Here is a 17,487-nt window from a genome sequence, read left to right as displayed (position 1 = left end):
AAGCCGCTTAGAAGAGGCGCTTGGAAACGGTTACACGCGCCCCCGAGGGCGCACCGGGGAGGAAGACATGTCGACCGTCACTATTCGCGATGTCGCTCGCCGCGCCGCGGTGTCGGTCGCCTCCGCCAGCCGGGCGCTCAATAATCATTCCAGCGTCACCCCGGCGACGCGCCAGCGCGTGATCGAAGCGGCGCGTGCGCTCGATTACGTGCCGCATCTCGGCGCGCGCAGCCTGTCGCGCGGCCGCTCCAACACGATCGGCGTCGTGCTGCCCGATCTGTTCGGCGAATTCTTCTCCGAAATCATCCGCGGCATCGATTACGCGGCGCACCGCCGCGGGCTGCAATTGTTGCTGTCGAACATGCATGGCAGCGCAGACGAAACCGAGCTGGCGATCCGGGCGATGCGCGGCCGCGTCGACGGGCTGCTGGTGATGTCGCCGCAAGTCGATGCCGAGTTCCTCGGCCGCAACCTGCCAAAGGGGCTCCCCGCCATCGTCATGAATGCCGCGGCCAGCGACGGCACGCATCCGACGATCGCGATCGACAATCTGGCCGGCGCGCGCGAGGCAGTCGCGCATCTGGTGGCACAGGGCTGCAAGCGAATCGCGCACGTCACCGGACCGCGAGGCAATGCCGACGCCGATGCGCGCCGGGCCGGGTTTCGCGCGGCGGTGACAGAATTGCTCGGCGCCGATGCGGGGATCGAGATCGAAGGCGATTTCAGCGAGGCGTCGGGAATCGACGCAGCGTGGCAGATCCTCAGCCAGCGTCCGCATATCGACGGCGTGTTCGCCGCCAACGACATGATGGCGGTCGCGTGCATGGCGACCCTGGCCGAAGGCGGCATGCACGCGCCCGACGATGTCGCAATCATCGGCTTCGACGGCGTCCCGATCGCGCAATATGTCACGCCCGCGCTGTCGACCATGGCGCTCAATCTTGCCGAACTCGGAGAACGCGCGCTGGAAAAGCTCGTCGCGATCACCGAGTCGGAGGATCAGGTCGAAGCGACCACCGAAATGCTCAAGCCCGAACTCGTCATCCGCGCCTCCAGTCGCCGCCATGCTTGATCGCCGTCACCTGCTGCTGGCCGGCGGCGCGGCGCTCGGCGCGGCAGCCTTGCCCGCAATCGGCGCGTCGCGCGCGCGTACCGGCGATCTGTTCGGCGATATCCAGCGCCGAACGTTCCGCTTTTTCTGGGAACGGTCGAACCCGGTAAACGGGCTGATGCCCGATCGCTGGCCGAGCCCGAGCTTCTCGAGCATCGCCGCGACCGGCTTTGCGCTCACCGCTTATCCGATCGGGGTCAAGCACGGCTGGATCACGCGGGCGCAGGCGCGCGACCGCACACTTGCGACCTTGCGCTTCTTCTGGAACGCACCGCAAGGCGACGCGCCGGCGGGAGTCTCCGGGTACAAGGGGTTCTTCTACCACTTCCTCGACATGAACAGCGGTCTCAGGTTCCGGCAGAACGAATTGTCGTCGATCGACACCACGTTGTTGCTCGGCGGCGTGCTGTTCGCCGGGCAATGGTTCGATCGGCCCGAGGAAGCCGAGATTCGCGACCTCGCCGCCAAGATCTATGCGCGCTGCGACTGGCGCTGGTTCCAGCAGCACGACACGCAGAAACGGGTGTCGATGGGCTGGCATCCAGAGAGCGGGTTCATCGCGCGGCCATGGTTCGGTTATACCGAAGGCCAGATTCTGTATGTGCTCGCGCTGGGCGCGCCCGATCACTATCTCGACCGCGACGCCTATGACGGTTGGTGCTCGACCTATCCCGACAGTTGGCGCGGCAGCGGCGCTACGCGGCACCTCGCCTTCGGGCCGCATTTCGCGCACCAATATAGCCAATGCTGGCTCGACATGCGCGGCATCCGCGATGCGACGATGCGCGACGCCGGGTTCGACTATTTCGAGAATAGCCGTCGCGCGACCTATTGGCAGCGCGATTACGCCAGGCGGAATCCGGGCAAGTGGGTCGGCTATTCGCGGGATATCTGGGGGCTGACCGCGTGCGACGGGCCGGGCGGCGGACAAGCCCCGGTCAACGGTACGCAACGCCGTTTCAGCGGCTATTCGGCACGCGGTCCCGTCGGTTTGCCCGACGGGTTCGACGACGGGACGATCGCACCGACCGCCGCGGTCGCCTCTCTGCCGTTCGCCCCGGAAATCGTCGAGCCGGCGACGCGCGCGCTCCGCGACCGTTATGGCGGCGCGATTTACGGCCAATACGGCTTCCTCGATTCGTTCAATCCCAGCTTCACTTTCGCGCGAGCCCGGGTCGACCAAGGCAAGGTCACCGCGACCGCGGGCTGGGTCGACAGCGATTATCTCGGGATCGACCAGGGCCCGATCGTGGCGATGATCGAAAACCACCGCAGCGGCATGATCTGGGACGCGATGCGATCGCACCCAGCGATCCGGCGCGGTTTGCAGCGGGCGGGCTTTACCGGCGGCTGGCTGGGGTGAAGCTGTTCGGCGTCCTGACCACCGGGCTGGCCGCGCTGTTGCTGGGATCGTGTTCCAATGCGCCCGCGACGACCGTGCTCGACGTCTGGGCAATGGGCCGCGAAGGCGAAGTGGTCGGCGATCTGGTTCCCGAATTCGAGCGCGAAAATCCGGGCGTGAAGGTGCGCGTCCAGCAACTGCCGTTCACTGCCGCGCACGAGAAACTGCTGACTGCATTCGTCGGCAACGCGATGCCCGACATGGCGCAGCTGGGGAATAGCTGGGTGCCCGAATTCGCGACCTTGGGCGCGCTCGATCCGCTCGACGGCCGCGTCGCCGCGACCCCGGCCATTCCGCGCGCGGATTATTATCCCGGCATCTGGGATTCGAATGTGGTCGACGGCAAGCTGTACGGCGTGCCCTGGTATGTCGACACGCGGTTGCTCTTCTATCGCCGTGACATTCTTAGGCGCGCAGGCTTCGACCATCCGCCGCGCGACTGGGCGGAATGGCGTCGCCAGATGGCGGCGATCAAGAAGCTGGTCGGGCCCGACAAGTACGCCGTCTATTTCCCGCTCAACGAGTACGAGCCGCTCGAAATCCTGGGGCTGCAAGCGTCCGCGCCGATGGTCACCGACGATGCGCGCGGCAATTTCCGCAGCGCGGGGTTTCGCAAGGCGCTCGATTTCTACCTCGGCACGATGCGCGACGGGCTGGCCCCGGTTGTCGCGACGACGCAGGTCGCCAATGTCTGGGACGAGTTCGACCGCGGCTGGTTCAGCTTCTACATCACCGGGCCGTGGCAGATCGGCGAGTTCAAGCGCCGCCTGCCGCCCGACCATCAAAGCGAATGGATGACCGCGCCAATGCCCGGCCCCGACGGCCCCGGCGTATCGAATGCCGGAGGGTCCAGCCTGGTGCTGTTCAAGTCGTCGACCAAGAAGGACGCGGCGTGGAAGCTGGTGCGGTTTCTGTCACGGCCCGACGTGCAAATTCGCTTCCATGCGCTGACCGGCGATCTGCCGCCCAGGATCAGCGTTTGGAAGACGCCCGAACTCGCCAAGGATCCCTATGCCAAGGCGTTCGGCGAGCAGATGATGCGAGTGCGCGCCACACCCAAGGTCCCCGAATGGGAGCAGATCGCGACCGACCTCAAGCTCGTCTCGGAAAAGGCCGCGCACGGCGAATTGACAACCGACCAGGCCGTCGCCGAGCTCGACAAACGCGCCGATGAGACGCTGGCCAAGCGGCGGTGGATATTGGCGCGCAAGAAGCAGGGCGGCGAACCCCGCGCGGAGGCGCGGTCGTGAGTCAGGAGCGGGCCGCTTGGGGATTCGTCGCGCCCGCGTTGGTCGCGCTCGGACTGTTCTTCTTCTTGCCGGTTGCCGCCGCGCTGGTCCTTAGCTTCACCGATTTCGACATCTATGCGGTGGCGGATATCGGCAATCTGCGCTTCGTCGGCCTCGATAATTACGTCCACCTGCTCGAGACGCCGTTATTCTGGAAAGCGCTCGGCAATACCGCCTGGTTCGTCATACTGGGCGTGCCGCTGTCGATCATGATGTCGCTCGCCGCCGCGTTGCTGCTCGACAATAAGCTGGCGCGGTTCAAGGGCTTCTTCCGCACCGTCTATTTCGCGCCGGTAGTCACCACGCTCGTTGCGGTCGCGGTGATCTGGCGCTACCTGCTCCACACCAAATACGGGCTGGTGAATTGGGTACTGGGCGGGATCGGCATTGGTCCGATCGACTGGCTGGGCGATCCGCGTTGGTCGATGCCGGCGATCGTGCTGTTCGCCGTGTGGAAGAATTTCGGCTACAACATGATCATCATCCTGGCCGGGCTCCAGACCATCCCCGAAGAGCTGCACGAGGCGGCGCGGATCGATGGCGCCAGTGCGCTCCAGCGGCTCCGCCACGTCACCCTGCCCGGCCTCGCCCCAGTGCTGCTGGTCGTGTCGATCCTGACCATGGCGGGATACTTCCAGCTGTTCGCCGAGCCCTATGTGATGACCCAGGGCGGGCCGGTCGAGAGCACGGTTTCGATCCTCTATTTCATGTACGAGCAGGGCTTCCGCTGGTGGAACCTGGGCTTTGCCAGCGCGATCGCGTTCGTGCTGTTCCTGATCATGTTCGCGCTGACCCTGGTCCAGCTGAAGGTCAGCGAGCGGTGGACGCAATGAAGCGCGGCGGTCTCCCCGTTCAGATCGGCTTATGGCTGATCGCGTTGTTCGCGATGGCGCCGCTCTTGTGGATGGTGTCGGTCAGCTTCATGACCCCTGGCGAAGCCTCGTCCTTCCCGCCGCCATTGCTGCCGGCGCATCCCACCACCGCCAATTTCGTCGAATTGTTCGCCAGCACCGACATGGCGCGATATCTGGTCAACAGCCTGACGCTGGCGACACTGGCGACCTTGCTGTCGCTGACCTTCAACGTGATGGCGGGCTATGCCTTCGCCAAATTGCGCTTCCGCGGGCGCGACCGGCTGTTCCGTTTCCTGCTGACCGCGCTCGTCATCCCGGCCCAGGTCGCGATGATCCCGCTGTTCCTGATCTGCAAGTCGCTCGGCATCGTCAACAGCTTCGCCGGCGTGCTGGTGCCGTCGATCGCGACGGTGTTCGGCATCTTCCTGGTCCGCCAATATGCGCTGTCGATCCCCGACGAGATGCTCGAGGCCGCGCGTATCGACGGCGCGAGCGAGGGCAGGATCTTCCGCTCGATCGTGCTGCCGACGTTGAAGCCGATCCTGGCCACCCTGGCGACGTTCAGCTTCCTCGGCTCCTGGTCCGATTTCCTCTGGCCGCTGATCATCCTCAACGACAGCCAGAAGCAGACCTTGCCGGTGGCGCTCGCCAACCTCAGCCGCGAGCATGTCCAGGACGTCGAGTTGATGATGGCAGGGAGCGTGGTGACCCTGGTCCCCGTGCTCCTGCTCTTCCTGGCACTGCAGCGTTACTACATCGCCGGATTGATGGCGGGGAGCGTCAAGGGATGAGGAGACTGATCTTGGTTCTGGCCGCCGCGGCGACGATCGCCGCGACCAAGCAACCGCCCGCGCCGCCGCTTCCGGAAGGCGTGCAGACCGCGCAACCGGCGCCGGCCGAGGGCGGCTATCCCTATCTGATCTTCAAGCCGCGCGGGTACGATGCCGACAGGACGCAACGATGGCCGCTGGTGATCTTCCTCCACGGTTCGGGCGAGCGCGGCTCCGATATCGAAGTGGTCAAGAAGAACGGCCCGCCCAAGATCATCGCGCAGCATCCCGGATCGCCCTTCATCCTGGTCTCGCCGCAGCTCGAGGCGGCTAGCGACGAAGACAGACGCTGGGACACGGCCAAGCTCGACCGGCTGCTTGCCTCGATCCGCGCAGAATATCGCGTCGATCCGAGCCGCATCTACCTGACCGGCCTCAGCCTGGGCGGGTACGCCACTTGGGCTTGGGCGCTCCGCCACCCCGAGCTGTTCGCCGCGATTGTGCCGGTCGCCGGCTTGTCCGAGGACAAGGACCTCGACCCGTGCGTGCTCAAAGACATGCCGATCTGGGCGTTCCACGGCGACCAGGATGATGTCGTCGATCCCCAGCAAGGCTTCGCCATCGTCAAGAAGGTCGATGCCTGCAAAGGCAGCATCCGCCCCAGAATGACGATCTATCCGCAGATGACCCACGGATCGTGGGAACCTGCCTATGACGACCCGGCGATGTGGCGCTGGCTGCTCGAGCAGCGTCGTACCGTCCCCGCCCCAGGCGGTCCCCAGGAAACCAGCAAGAAAAAGGCCGACAAGAAATGAGCAATCCGTTCCCCGACGATTTCCTGTGGGGATGCGCGACCGCGGCGTACCAAATCGAAGGCTCACCGCTCGCCGATGGCGCCGGCGCGTCGATCTGGCAGCGCTTCAGCCACGACCCGCGGCTGATGGCGGCCAAAGGCGATACCGGCGACGTCGCCTGCGATCACTATAATCGCATGGTCGACGACGTCGCGCTGATGAAGCGGTTGGGGCTCAAGGCCTATCGCTTCTCGGTCGCCTGGGGCCGCGTGCTGCCCGACGGCATCGGCCAGGTGAACGAAGCCGGATTGGGGTTCTACGAGCGGCTGGTCGACACGTTGCTCGCCAACGACATCGAGCCGTTATGCACGCTCTATCATTGGGACCTGCCAGCGGCGCTCGACGACCGCGGCGGCTGGCTCAATCGTGACAGTGCGGACTGGTTCGCCGAATACGGCCGCGTGCTGTTCGAACGGCTCGACGGTCGCGTGACCAAGTGGGTGACCCTCAACGAGCCCTGGGTAGTGACCGATGGCGGGTACCTCCACGGCGCGCTCGCGCCGGGGCACAGAAATGTGTTCGAGGCGCCGATCGCCAGCCGCAACCTGATGCGCGCGCACGGCGCGGCGGTGAAAGTCTATCGCGAGGTCGGCAAGCACGAGATCGGCCTGGTCGTGAACCTCGAGCCAAAATACCCGGCATCGGATTCGCCTGAGGATCAGGCGGCGACCGCGCGCGCCACCGCCTATATGAACCGCCAATATCTCAACCCCGCGATCCATGGCACCAACCCGGCCGAACTCGCTGACGTGTTCGGCGAGGCCTGGGTCGATTGGTCCGCGGAGGATCTGGCGCTGGCCAGGCAACCGATCGATTTCGTCGGGGTCAATTATTACACCCGCAACGTCACCAAGGCGGACGACAGTTTCCCCGTCCGCGCCGGCATGGTCGTGCAACCGCAGGCGACCTACACCACCACCGGCTGGGAAGTGTTCGGCCAGGGCCTGACCGACGTGCTGCTATGGGTGAAGGACAATTACGGCGACCCGACGATCTACATCACGGAGAATGGCGCCGCTTTCTACGACCCGCCCGCCGCCTCGCAAGGCCGGGTCGAGGACCCGCTGCGCGCGGCCTATCTACGCGAGCACATCACGGCGGTCGGCAAGGCGATCGAGCAGGGCGCGCGGATCAAGGGCTATATGCTGTGGTCGCTGTTCGACAATCTCGAATGGTCGCTCGGCTATTCGAAGCGGTTCGGCATCGTCCACGTCAATTTCGAGACGCAGGAACGCACGTTCAAGGATTCGGCCAAGCTGTACAGCGAAGTGATCGCGACCAATGGGGCGTGTTTGGGGTAGAACGTGATGATATCGACTTGATCCATTCACCCTCACCCTTCCCACCGGCGGGCCCCTTCCCTCTCCCACTGGGAGAGGGAAGGAGGCGCGAAGCGCCGGAAGGGTGAGGGTGAATAAGCCGGATCAGCGCGATTCCGTCATGTTCTATCCAAATTCTGAAGCCGCCCCTACCCCCCAATCGGCGCGCACTTCGCCAGCAGCCATGCCCGCTCCTCGGCAGTGAGCTCAGGCCCCAGCACGTCGAGCACGCGGCCATGATAGGCGTCGAGCCATGCGCGCTCGGCCCGGGTCAGCATCGCCGGCTCGATCAGCCGGCGCTCGATCGGCGCGAAGGTCAGCGTCTCGAAACCCATCATCGGCTGTTCGGCGCCCGCAATGTCGCGCCGCTCGACCAGGACGAGGTTCTCGATGCGGATGCCGTATTCGCCCGCTTTGTAGTAACCCGGCTCGTTCGAGATGATCATGCCGGGACGCAGCGGCTCAGCCGGACCGCCGCCGGGATAATTGGGCTTGGCGATGCGCTGCGGCCCTTCGTGTACCGCGAGATACGAGCCGACCCCATGGCCGGTGCCATGCGCGAAATCGAGTCCCGCTTCCCATAACGGCCGTCGCGCGAAACTGTCGAGCTGACCGCCATTGGTGCCTTCCGGAAACACCGCCGTGGCCAGCGCGATATGCCCCTGAAGCACGCGGGTGAAGCGGTCGCGCATTTCCGGCGTCGGCTCGCCCACCGGCACGACGCGCGTGACGTCGGTGGTGCCGTCGGCATATTGCCCGCCCGAATCGACCAGATAGAGCTGCCCCTGCTCGATCTTCAGGTTCGACTCCTCGTCGACGCGGTAATGCGGGCTGGCGCCATGCGGACCGGTCGCCGAGATCGTGTCGAAGCTCAGATCCTTGAGCAGCCCGGTCGCCTCGCGCAATTCCTGCAGCTTGGCCGCCGCCGACAATTCGGTCTCGGTGCCCTTGGGCAGTGTTTCCTCGCACCATTTGAGGAAGCGGGTCAGCGCCGCGCCGTCGCGCACGCTGGCGGCGCGATGGCCCGCGGCTTCGGCCGGGTTCTTGATCGCCTTGGCCAGCACCACCGGATCGCGTAGCGCGAGCACCGTGGCTCCGCCGCGCTGCAATCCGTCGAAGATCGCCGCGACCGCACGTTCAGGGTCGGCCGCGACGCGCTTGCCGCTATAGGCCGCCAGCGCCGGGGCGAAATCGGCACGATCATGCACGCGCACGGCATTGCCGAGATGCGCCGCGACCTCCTCGCTCATCTTCTCGGGCGCGACGTAAAGGTCGACCGTGCCGTCGGCATTGGCGATGGCATAGGCGAGCGCGACCGGCGTACGGTCGACATCGGCGCCGCGCACGTTGAGCGTCCAGGCGATCGAATCGAGCGCCGACAGCACGACCGCATCGGCCTGCTGCTCGCCCAGCCAGTCGACGATATCCGCGCGCTTTTCCGCCGAGGACTTTCCCGCGAGCGCATCCGGCTGAACCACCAGCCGTGCATCCGACGGCGCTGGCCGGTCGGGCCACACCGCATCGACCGGATTGGTGTCGACCGCGACCAACGTCGCCCCCTTGGCCGCCAACGCCCTTTCCGCCTCTTTCACCCAGGAAGAGGTATGCAGCCAGGGATCGTAACCGATCCGCGCGCCCTGTCCGGCATGGCGGCCGAGCCAGTCCGAGACGCTGGTCTCCGGCACGCCGACGAACTGCCAATGATCGCCATCGACCTGCTCGCGCACCTGGAGCGTATAGCGCCCGTCGGTGAAGATCGCCGCTTCCGCCGGCAGCACCACCGCGGTCCCCGCCGATCCCTGGAATCCGGTCAGCCACCCCAGCCGCTGCGCATAGGCGCCGACATATTCGGACATGTGCTCGTCGGTCAGCGGCACGACGAACCCGTCGAGGCGGTCGCGCTTCAATTGCTCGCGAAGGGCGGAAAGTCGGTCGGCATAAGTGGACATCAAGCAATTCCATCGGCGTCGCGGGGTGCGACTGGGTGGTTAACGCGCGAGAAGCGCAATGCACCACATTTGCTGGCCTGACGCTCAGGTCAAGCCGGATGAATGCGTTTGCTATAAGACGGCCGCGGCGTTGTGACGGAACGGGACAGGGGCGCATCGGCTTTCCCGTCACGCAGCCCCTTCGACAAGTGCCGCGGCGCCGCTATGTCGGGTCCATGACCGATAGTCCCAAGCCGCCCATCGCCGCGACCCGCCCGCATTCCTTCACTACCCATGGCATCACCATCGAGGACCCGTGGGCCTGGCTCAAGGATCCGAGCTATCCTGATGTGAAAGACAAGGACGTACTCGCCTACCTCGAGGCAGAGAACGCCTATTTCGAAGCGATGATGGCGCCGCACAAGCCGCTGACCGACCGGCTCTACGAAGAGATGAAGGGGCGCATCAAGGAAGACGATTCGTCCGTCCCGCAAAAGGATGGCGACTGGCTCTATTGGACCGCGTTCGAGACCGGCGGCCAGTACCGCAAATGGTGGCGCAAGCCGGTGGCGGGCGGCGCGGATGAACTGCTGCTCGACGAGCCGGCGCTTGCCGAGGGCAAGGAATATTTCCGCCTAGGCGCCTTTTCCGTGTCGAACGACGGCAAGCTGCTCGCCTACGCGATCGACGATAACGGGTCGGAGCGCTTCACCATCCGGGTCAAGGATTTGGCGACCGGCGAGCATCTGCCCGACACCATCCCCGGCATGTTATCGGAGATCGTCTGGACTGCCGACGACAGCGCGTTCCTCTACGGCCTCGCCAACGAGCAATGGCGCACCGACAATGCCCGCCTGCACAAGCTCGGCGCCGATCCCGCCACCGATGTCGAACTCTATCACGAGGACGACGAGGGTTTCCGCGTCGGGGTCAGCGAGACGAGCGACCGCCGGTGGATCGTCATCGGCACGGGCGATCACGTCACCAGTGAAGTCTATCTGCTCCCGGCGAGCGACCCGATGGCCGAGCCGATCTGCGTCGCGCCACGCAAGCCGGGCCGCGAATACGATGTCGAGACGCATGGCGACACGCTCTACATCCATACCAACGATACCGACCCGATGTGGCGGCTGGTCACCGCACCGATCGCCGATCCGAGCAATTGGGCCGAGCTGATCGCGCCTTCCAAGCATTTCTACATGACCGGGATCGAATGCTATCGCGACTATTTCGTCGTCGAGGGGCGCGATGACGGCCTCGATCAGATCTGGATCCATCGCTACGATCCGGCGATCGCGCCGCGGCAGATCGCCTTCCCTGAAGCGAGCTATACCGCGGGCCTGGGCGACAATCCCGAATATGACATGCCGGTCCTGCGGCTCGGCTATGAATCGATGGTCACGCCCGGAACGGTCTACGATTACGACGTCGCGACGGGCGAGATGACGACGCTCAAGGTCCAGGAAATTCCTTCGGGATACGACGCGGGCAAATACGCGACCGAGCGGCTCAAGATAAAGGCGCGCGACGGCACCGAGGTTCCGGTGTCGATCGTCTATCCCAAGGACTTTCCGAAGGACGGGTCGCGGCCGCTCTTCCTCTACGCCTATGGCGCTTATGGCTACGCCATCCCGCCCGGCTTCTCGACCGGGCGTCTGTCGCTGCTCGACCGCGGCTTCGCTTACGCTATCGCGCATATCCGCGGCGGCGACGATCTCGGCCAGCAATGGTATCATGACGGCAAGCTCGAGAAGCGCAGCAACACGTTCAATGATTTCGTCGATGTGGCCCAGGCACTGGTGGCGGATGGCTGGACCAGCGCCCGCAAGATCGCGATCGCGGGCCGCTCGGCGGGCGGCGAACTGATGGGCGCGGTGGTCAATTCCGACCCCGATCTGTGGGGCGCGGTGATCGCCGACGTGCCGTTCGTCGACGTGCTCAACACGATGCTAGACGACAGCCTGCCGTTGACGCCGGGCGAATGGCCCGAATGGGGCAATCCGATCGAGGACAAGGCGGCGTTCGAGCTCATCCGCTCCTATTCGCCCTACGACAACGTGAAGGCGCAGGCCTATCCGCCGATGTTCATTAGCGGAGGCCTCAACGACCCGCGCGTGACTTATTGGGAACCCGCCAAATGGGCCGCCAAGCTGCGCGCGACCAAGACCGACGACAATCTGTTGCTGCTCAAGACCAATATGGGCGCCGGCCATGGCGGCAAATCGGGCCGGTTCGACAGCCTGTACGAAAGCGCCGAGGAGCATTGTTTCGTGCTCTGGCAATTGGGGGTGGAGGAATGACCCCCTCTCCCCTCGGGGGAGAGGGGCAGTGTGTCTCACTGACCGAGCAGATTGCCCCTCTCCCGACTTCGCTACGCTCGTCTGCCAGCGTCCGGTGGACATCGCCCCGCGATGTCCAGTGCATGCCGGGGGCATGCGCGGCCGGACGCTCCCCGGAGGGGAGAGGGCGATAGTGGCCGGCCTGTCCTACCCCATCACCGCAACCGAGGCCGACATCGACGAGCTTGGCCACGTCAACAATGCGGTGTGGGTGAAGTGGATCCAGGACATCGCCGTCGCGCATTGGAACACGATCGCCACGCCCGAGCAGCGCGAAAGCATGATCTGGGTCGTGACGCGGCATGAGATCGACTATCGCGGCAACGTGTCGGCCGGAGAGACGGTGAAGGCGGAAACCTGGGTGAGCGACCCTCCGCAGGGGGCCCGGTTCGACCGACACGTGCGATTCACCGGCGCCGATGGCAAGGTAAAGGTCGAGGCAGTGACGACCTGGGCGCTGATCGATCGCGCGACAGGAAGGCTGATGCGGGTACGGCCGGAGCTGGCAGCACCGTTTCTCGGCTGACGGCCGACTAGGTCGGAAGGGGAACCGTGGCGCGGACTCGAAGCCCGCGCCACGCCGACGTCAATCAATAGCGATAGTCGTCATAGTCCCGATCGCGGTGATGGCGGCGATGCTCGCGGCGCCATTCGCGCTCGCGTTCCCAGCGCCGGCGCGCTTCCCAGCGCTCGCGGCGTTCACGCCAATGGTTGCGCCCGCCATCGCGATAGCCGTCATTATAGCCATAGTGCCGATAGCCGTCGTTATACGACCCCCAGCTCTGCGCCGATGCGCTGGTGGGCATGAGGGCGAGAAGACCGCCTGCCACCGCGGTCGAAAGAAACATCATGGTACGCGTCATTACAACCTCCTGTCGGTGCTGACTGAGGAGGGTTTATCGAAGGCAACATTGGTCGGCCCTGAACCGGCCGTACAGGTGAGGTTTAGGGTCCGCTTGTCGCCAACCTACCCCGTCAGACCGCGGACTTTGCAATAGCGGTCGACATCCGCCGCCGGCCATTGTTCCTGTGCGGCGAATGGACACCGCTCCGGGGAATGTGGGGCTGGCGCGGCGAGCGTCACGTGGAAATCGACATCAGCCGTCGAACAACCCAGATATAGATCGTTGCGCTTCGGAAATGACGATACTCCCGTCACCACGCCGGTGCCCACTTCAAGCCTCAGCTCGCCGTCGCGGGTAAAGGTCAGCTTGAACGATACCGGCTTGTCATACGGCACCAACCCGAGGGAAGTCTCTTTACCGTCGACCAACAGAGAGACCAGGAAGTAATCGGGCTTATCCGGATACCAAGTAGCGACGACACCGTTGCACCGGCATCCTGAAGGATCGCGTTGGAGGTCGGTAAACGCAACTCTCGCTGTCGGATGCCACCGACTAAGCCCATTCGCCCTGCGTATCATCATCTCGCCCGTGAACTGCGTTACAGTCTCGGAGACGGCGATATCGTGGTCGGAAAACGTTCCTTCCGGAGCGTGGCACTGCCAGGATTGCGCACCCGCGACCGAACAGGAGCTGGAAAGCATCGCGCAAAAAGCCAGGAGCGAAATGATTCGATAGGACGGCCGGCGGACATGACCTCCCGAGAGGGCTGAGCTCTTTCTCATTTCCGCTCCTTCGACAGCGCGTCGTTGCGATATCCGTTATGAGTAAAGCTCTGATGAAGGCCTGTAGAAACGTGCCGAGCGTCATCCCTCCCGCTTAACCTCGGCGATCGCCGTCCGGCTCTGCCGCGCCCAGGTTTCGCGGCCGGTCAGGAAGGCCTTCCACCCCAGGATCGCGCCCCAGTGGCGGAACAGCTGGAAACTGAACGGCTCGAGCACCGCCGCCGCCAGCGCCGGCACGAAGCGCAGCCCCTTCGTCTGACCGGTCCAGCGCGAATAGAGGTGGAGCGAAGTCAGGTGGAAGCTGAGGTCGACCAGGATCTTGACCGCCATGATGATCAGGATCGGCAGCACGATGTGGAAGCGGCCGCTGAACAAGACCACCAGCAGGATGATGAACGCGGTCAGCCCGAACACCGGCTGCACCGTATCGGCTGCCTTGACCGGCAGCATCGCGGTGCCGAGCTTCCCGAAATGGCCGTTAGCGACCATGTCGCGGTTCCAGTGCTGGGTCTGCAGGAATCCGCCGAACCAGCGGCGGCGCTGGCGCAGGAACGCCGGTAGCGTCGCGGGCGCGTCGGTCGAGGCGAGCGCGTCGCCGACCACGCGTACCTGCCAGTCATGGCCGTTGTCGTGCGCGAACCGATGCAGGCGGTGGATCAGTTCGTAATCCTCGACCAGACAATCTGGATCGAACCCGCCGACCTCGACCACTGCCTTGGTCCGGAACGCGGCGAACGCGCCCGACACCAACAGCAGTCCGTTCAGCCGTTCCCACGCATAACGCGACAGGAAGTTGCGGACATATTCGTAGGTCTGGAACCATTCGAACAGCCGGCCCGACAGGCTGGGCCCGCACATCGGGCGGATCACCCCGGTCGCGGCGACCAGTTCGGGTTCGGCGGCGAAGGCGTTGCGCATCGCGGCGATCGCACCGGGTTCGAGCAACGTATCGGCATCGACCGTGACGACAATCTCTTCGTCGACATGCAGGATCGCGGCGTTGAGCGCACGTGCCTTGCCGCCATGCGGCAACCGCAGCCAGCGCAGCGACGGCAATTTGGGCGCGAGCGGGCTGATCGCGCCCACATCCGGCTGCGCCAGGCCATAGCGCGCGAGCGTTTCCGGCGTGGCATCGTCCGATCCGTCATCGGCGATCAGGATCAGGTCGGGCGCGTCCTTCTGCGCGGCGAGCCGATCGATCGTCACATCCAGCACCGCGGCTTCGTTGCGCGCGGCCACGATGATGGCGAGGCTCGACTTGGCGTCGGATGGCGGTGCGGAACGCGCGCCGTGCCGCAGCGGCCAGATCTGCACCGCAGTGAAGATCAGCAATGCGGTGTCATAGAGGATGTACGCGACGCCCACCGACCAGACCAGGAACCCTTGGCGCAGAAAGGCTTGAACCACCAGCGCGACGAACGTCACATATACCAAAGCCGTCACCCCAATGCTCGGCCAGCCGACGCGACGCGGATTGAGGCGCGGAGACAGGATGTCAAAGGACTGGGCGAGCGCGTCCGCCGGCGTACGCTGGAGCATGGAATAGAGGACTTCGTTTGGGGGGCGGATATTCCTAGCGTTCGTTTCGGCCCCGCACTAGCCTGATTGCCAATGCGTTAGGGAGTACGTCGTGGAGAGCGAACGGTTCACGAAAACCGCGATCTGGTTGCACTGGCTGATCGCGATCGGCGTGGTGATCAACGTCGCCCTCGCCTGGATCTGGCCGCTCGGCGACCATAATGACGCGATCGGCGAATATGTCCGACCGATGATCGACAGTCACAAGTCGATCGGCATCACCATCCTGGGCCTCGCCATCCTGCGCCTGCTATGGCGGATAGGGCACAAGCCGCCGCCCTACCCGGCCAGCTACAAGCCATGGGAGCGGACGACAGCGCATATCGTCCATTGGGGACTGTATTTCGTCATCCTGGCGATGCCGATCACCGGATGGGTGATGGATTCGGCGTGGAAGGATGCGGCGACGCACCCGATGCTGTTCTTCGGCACGTTCGAATGGCCGCGGCTGGGCTTCATCATGACAATGGCGCCCGACACCAAGGAGTGGATCCATTCCACCTTCGGTGAGGCACATGAGCTGATCGCCAAGCTGGTCTATCTTTTAGTCGTCCTGCACCTGGCCGGAGCGATCAAGCATCAAATGGAAGGGCATAAGGAACTGCAACGTATGGGAATCGGGCGCTGAGATTGGTGAAAGCACATTGAGCGCAAAGCCCGGGAAGCCGGCGGTCGGCGGCGCGCCTAGATCCTTGGTCCAAGCTACGAAGGACCAAGCCATGACCTTTGCCTATACCTGCTTCGCTTCCCCGGTTGGCATGCTCAAGCTCGTCGCGAGCGAGCGCGGGCTGGCCGCGATCCTGTGGGAGAATGACGACCCCGATCGTGTCCGGCTGGGTACGATGACCGAACAGCCCGAGCATCCGGTGCTGATCGAGACGGTGCGCCAACTGGGCGAGTATTTCGCCGGCACGCGCACGCGTTTCGACCTGCCGCTCGATTTCCACGGCACCGATTTCCAGAAGAGCGTGTGGGCGGCATTGCTGACCATCCCGTTCGGCGAGACGCGGTCCTATGCCGAGATCGCGCGCCAGCTCGGTCGCCCGACCGCGTTCCGCGCGGTGGGTGCGGCGAACGGCAAGAACCCGATCTCGATCGTCGCGCCATGCCACCGCGTGATCGGCACCAACGGCACGCTTACGGGCTTTGCCGGTGGCTTGGAGGGCAAGGCCTTCCTACTAGAGCTTGAAGGCGCAGCGGCCTAGAACGCCAATGTCCCTCCGTCATCCCAGCGAAAGCTGAGATCTCGAGCCGAATTGCGCTACGGATTGAAACCAGCATCGGGTCGTTAGGGGCGGCTTGGCGGAAACCGCACGCAGCCTTGCGCGCCGCGTGATGCCTTAATCAGCGGCGGGAAGAGCGGCCGGCACGTCACTGATGTCCGCCAGCCCCACGCCGCGATGGACGCGAACGCCGCTTTCGGAACGGGGGCCTCCGCCGACTCGGATGTGCTTGCCCATCGGCAGCGGCGCCACCGGCACCGGCGCGGACAGCGCCGCGGCGACCGGCGCGGGCGGCGTCGAGCCCCCGCGATGGACCATGACGCCCGAGACGATTTCGCCCGCGTCATATCCCCCGGCACCGGCGACGGCCACGCCGCCCTCGCTGCTGGGCCAGGGACTGGTACGGCCGGTCAGGCTGGGCTCGAGCCCCGAATAATTCTGGCTGTTGGCGAGCGCACCTTCGAGCCCGCCGCGCCAGCGGTAGAATATATGCGCGCCGACCGTCGCGACGCGATCCATGCTCGATGCCCACCAGGGCAAAACGTAATTGGCGTGATAGAAAGTGGCCGACCCGATCGGGGCATAGACTTGTCCCGAAAGCGCCGACACCGCGATATCCCGCGCATGCGCCCAGGATGCGGGATCGCGGCGAAACGCCATCGATCCGTCGCAGGTAAAGCTGAACTGGCACCCGGTGCGCCGGGTTGATCCCTGATAGACCACGCCGCAGACGCTGTCGGGAAAGGCGCGATCGCGCACACGATTGAGCACGACCTGGGCGACCGCGCGCTGGCCATCGTCGTTTTGCGACCGCGCTTCATAATAGACCGCGGCGGTCAGGCACTCGATCGCGCGCGCGGCATCGTCGGGGCTGCGCGTCGCCGATAAAGCGAGCAAGGGCTGCGCGGCGGCAATCGCGGTGACCGGGCCACTCGTGTCGACCAGCGCCGGAAGCTTGGCGGCGATGTCCGCGGGCAGGTCGAGCGCCAGCTTGTTGATCATGGTGACGGTCGCGATCGGCCGCGCCTCCAGCCGCTGCGGCAGCTCGGCCTGCGGCAGGCATGATGCGGCCATCGCCAGCAGGCCGAGGCCCGCGGGCGCGCGCAATCTGAGGAGAACCCACCGCCGCTTCACGGGCGACGGGTTAGACAATCAGGGTTAGTAGCAGGTTAAGAAGGGAACTCGCCGGCGAT

Annotated in this window: 16 protein-coding genes; 11 read left to right on the top strand and 5 right to left on the bottom strand. The window is 64.9% G+C overall.

Annotated features, from left to right (window positions below):
• The first annotated feature begins 67 nt into the window (after positions 1–67).
• The 7 genes from SPR01S_RS06985 to SPR01S_RS06955 are packed head-to-tail and all read left to right on the top strand — an operon-like array spanning position 68 to position 7,581.
• Entirely contained in the window at positions 68–1,072 is a 1,005-nt protein-coding gene (locus tag SPR01S_RS06985) for a LacI family DNA-binding transcriptional regulator (protein ID WP_066587027.1), read from the top strand.
• Entirely contained in the window at positions 1,065–2,474 is a 1,410-nt protein-coding gene (locus tag SPR01S_RS06980; RefSeq protein ID WP_066587017.1) for a glucoamylase family protein, read from the top strand. The genes SPR01S_RS06985 and SPR01S_RS06980 overlap by 8 nt, the downstream gene beginning before the upstream one ends.
• Entirely contained in the window at positions 2,471–3,763 is a 1,293-nt protein-coding gene (locus SPR01S_RS06975) for a sugar ABC transporter substrate-binding protein (protein WP_218016720.1), read from the top strand. Before SPR01S_RS06980 ends, SPR01S_RS06975 begins: the two co-directional genes overlap by 4 nt.
• A complete protein-coding gene (locus tag SPR01S_RS06970; protein WP_066587091.1) occupies positions 3,760–4,635 on the top strand; it encodes a carbohydrate ABC transporter permease in 876 nt (291 codons plus the stop codon). The genes SPR01S_RS06975 and SPR01S_RS06970 overlap by 4 nt, the downstream gene beginning before the upstream one ends.
• On the top strand, positions 4,632–5,447 hold the full coding sequence (locus SPR01S_RS06965; RefSeq protein ID WP_066587090.1) for a carbohydrate ABC transporter permease: 816 nt from the start codon (positions 4,632–4,634) through the stop codon (positions 5,445–5,447). Before SPR01S_RS06970 ends, SPR01S_RS06965 begins: the two co-directional genes overlap by 4 nt.
• The gene (locus tag SPR01S_RS06960) at positions 5,444–6,241 is read left to right on the top strand and encodes a carboxylesterase family protein (RefSeq protein ID WP_066587014.1); all 798 of its coding nucleotides are present in this window, start codon (positions 5,444–5,446) and stop codon (positions 6,239–6,241) included. Before SPR01S_RS06965 ends, SPR01S_RS06960 begins: the two co-directional genes overlap by 4 nt.
• Positions 6,238–7,581, top strand: a complete 1,344-nt coding sequence (locus tag SPR01S_RS06955) for a GH1 family beta-glucosidase (protein WP_066587011.1) — start codon at positions 6,238–6,240, stop codon at positions 7,579–7,581. Before SPR01S_RS06960 ends, SPR01S_RS06955 begins: the two co-directional genes overlap by 4 nt.
• A 167-nt stretch (positions 7,582–7,748) precedes the next feature.
• Here the strand turns inward: SPR01S_RS06955 and SPR01S_RS06950 are convergent, their stop codons facing one another.
• On the bottom strand, positions 7,749–9,548 hold the full coding sequence (locus tag SPR01S_RS06950) for an aminopeptidase P family protein (RefSeq protein ID WP_066587008.1): 1,800 nt from the start codon (positions 9,546–9,548) through the stop codon (positions 7,749–7,751).
• Between the two features lie 215 nt (positions 9,549–9,763).
• Between SPR01S_RS06950 and SPR01S_RS06945 the strand changes: the two genes are divergently transcribed.
• Together SPR01S_RS06945 and SPR01S_RS06940 are read left to right on the top strand one after the other, a co-directional pair.
• The gene (locus SPR01S_RS06945) at positions 9,764–11,827 is read left to right on the top strand and encodes a S9 family peptidase (protein ID WP_066587006.1); all 2,064 of its coding nucleotides are present in this window, start codon (positions 9,764–9,766) and stop codon (positions 11,825–11,827) included.
• A 133-nt stretch (positions 11,828–11,960) separates the two neighbouring features.
• Positions 11,961–12,392, top strand: a complete 432-nt coding sequence (locus SPR01S_RS06940) for an acyl-CoA thioesterase (protein ID WP_066586999.1) — start codon at positions 11,961–11,963, stop codon at positions 12,390–12,392.
• A 64-nt stretch (positions 12,393–12,456) separates the two neighbouring features.
• On the opposite strand, the gene SPR01S_RS06935 is transcribed toward SPR01S_RS06940, so the two are convergent.
• From SPR01S_RS06935 to SPR01S_RS06925, 3 genes are all read right to left on the bottom strand, one after another.
• Positions 12,457–12,729 carry a hypothetical protein gene (locus SPR01S_RS06935; RefSeq protein WP_066586997.1) on the bottom strand — a complete coding sequence of 91 codons (273 nt, stop codon included), beginning with the start codon at positions 12,727–12,729 and terminating at the stop codon, positions 12,457–12,459.
• Between the two features lie 104 nt (positions 12,730–12,833).
• Entirely contained in the window at positions 12,834–13,493 is a 660-nt protein-coding gene (locus tag SPR01S_RS21480) for a hypothetical protein (RefSeq protein ID WP_157082021.1), read from the bottom strand.
• A gap of 81 nt (positions 13,494–13,574) precedes the next feature.
• Positions 13,575–15,032 carry a glycosyltransferase family 2 protein gene (locus SPR01S_RS06925; protein WP_066586992.1) on the bottom strand — a complete coding sequence of 486 codons (1,458 nt, stop codon included), beginning with the start codon at positions 15,030–15,032 and terminating at the stop codon, positions 13,575–13,577.
• A gap of 91 nt (positions 15,033–15,123) precedes the next feature.
• Here SPR01S_RS06925 and SPR01S_RS06920 point away from each other — a divergent pair, with 91 nt between their 5' ends.
• Positions 15,124–15,699, top strand: a complete 576-nt coding sequence (locus SPR01S_RS06920) for a cytochrome b (RefSeq protein ID WP_066586990.1) — start codon at positions 15,124–15,126, stop codon at positions 15,697–15,699.
• A 91-nt stretch (positions 15,700–15,790) separates the two neighbouring features.
• Positions 15,791–16,276, top strand: coding sequence for a methylated-DNA--[protein]-cysteine S-methyltransferase (locus SPR01S_RS06915; protein WP_066586988.1), 486 nt, complete (start codon positions 15,791–15,793; stop codon positions 16,274–16,276).
• 135 nt (positions 16,277–16,411) lie between these two features.
• Here the strand turns inward: SPR01S_RS06915 and SPR01S_RS21940 are convergent, their stop codons facing one another.
• Positions 16,412–17,401 (bottom strand): cell wall hydrolase, encoded by a 990-nt coding sequence (locus tag SPR01S_RS21940; protein WP_245661903.1) that lies wholly within the window; start codon positions 17,399–17,401, stop codon positions 16,412–16,414.
• Positions 17,402–17,487: the final 86 nt, after the last annotated feature.

The organism is Sphingomonas pruni NBRC 15498 (genome assembly GCF_001598455.1).
GTDB lineage: Bacteria > Pseudomonadota > Alphaproteobacteria > Sphingomonadales > Sphingomonadaceae > Sphingomonas > Sphingomonas pruni.
This window is presented reverse-complemented; position numbering and strand designations above follow the sequence as displayed.

Bases quoted from the DNA above. Each gene is read 5' to 3' on its own strand.
- SPR01S_RS06980 (WP_066587017.1), top strand. From the start codon at position 1,065: ATGCTTGATCGCCGTCACCTGCTGCTGGCCGGCGGCGCGGCGCTCGGC.
- SPR01S_RS06915 (WP_066586988.1), top strand. From the start codon at position 15,791: ATGACCTTTGCCTATACCTGCTTCGCTTCCCCGGTTGGCATGCTCAAG.
- SPR01S_RS06965 (WP_066587090.1), top strand. From the start codon at position 4,632: ATGAAGCGCGGCGGTCTCCCCGTTCAGATCGGCTTATGGCTGATCGCG.
- SPR01S_RS06955 (WP_066587011.1), top strand. From the start codon at position 6,238: ATGAGCAATCCGTTCCCCGACGATTTCCTGTGGGGATGCGCGACCGCG.
- SPR01S_RS06945 (WP_066587006.1), top strand. From the start codon at position 9,764: ATGACCGATAGTCCCAAGCCGCCCATCGCCGCGACCCGCCCGCATTCC.
- SPR01S_RS06940 (WP_066586999.1), top strand. From the start codon at position 11,961: ATGCGCGGCCGGACGCTCCCCGGAGGGGAGAGGGCGATAGTGGCCGGC.
- SPR01S_RS06925 (WP_066586992.1), bottom strand. From the start codon at position 15,032: ATGCTCCAGCGTACGCCGGCGGACGCGCTCGCCCAGTCCTTTGACATC.
- SPR01S_RS21480 (WP_157082021.1), bottom strand. From the start codon at position 13,493: ATGAGAAAGAGCTCAGCCCTCTCGGGAGGTCATGTCCGCCGGCCGTCC.
- SPR01S_RS06960 (WP_066587014.1), top strand. From the start codon at position 5,444: ATGAGGAGACTGATCTTGGTTCTGGCCGCCGCGGCGACGATCGCCGCG.
- SPR01S_RS06950 (WP_066587008.1), bottom strand. From the start codon at position 9,548: ATGTCCACTTATGCCGACCGACTTTCCGCCCTTCGCGAGCAATTGAAG.
- SPR01S_RS06985 (WP_066587027.1), top strand. From the start codon at position 68: ATGTCGACCGTCACTATTCGCGATGTCGCTCGCCGCGCCGCGGTGTCG.
- SPR01S_RS06935 (WP_066586997.1), bottom strand. From the start codon at position 12,729: ATGACGCGTACCATGATGTTTCTTTCGACCGCGGTGGCAGGCGGTCTT.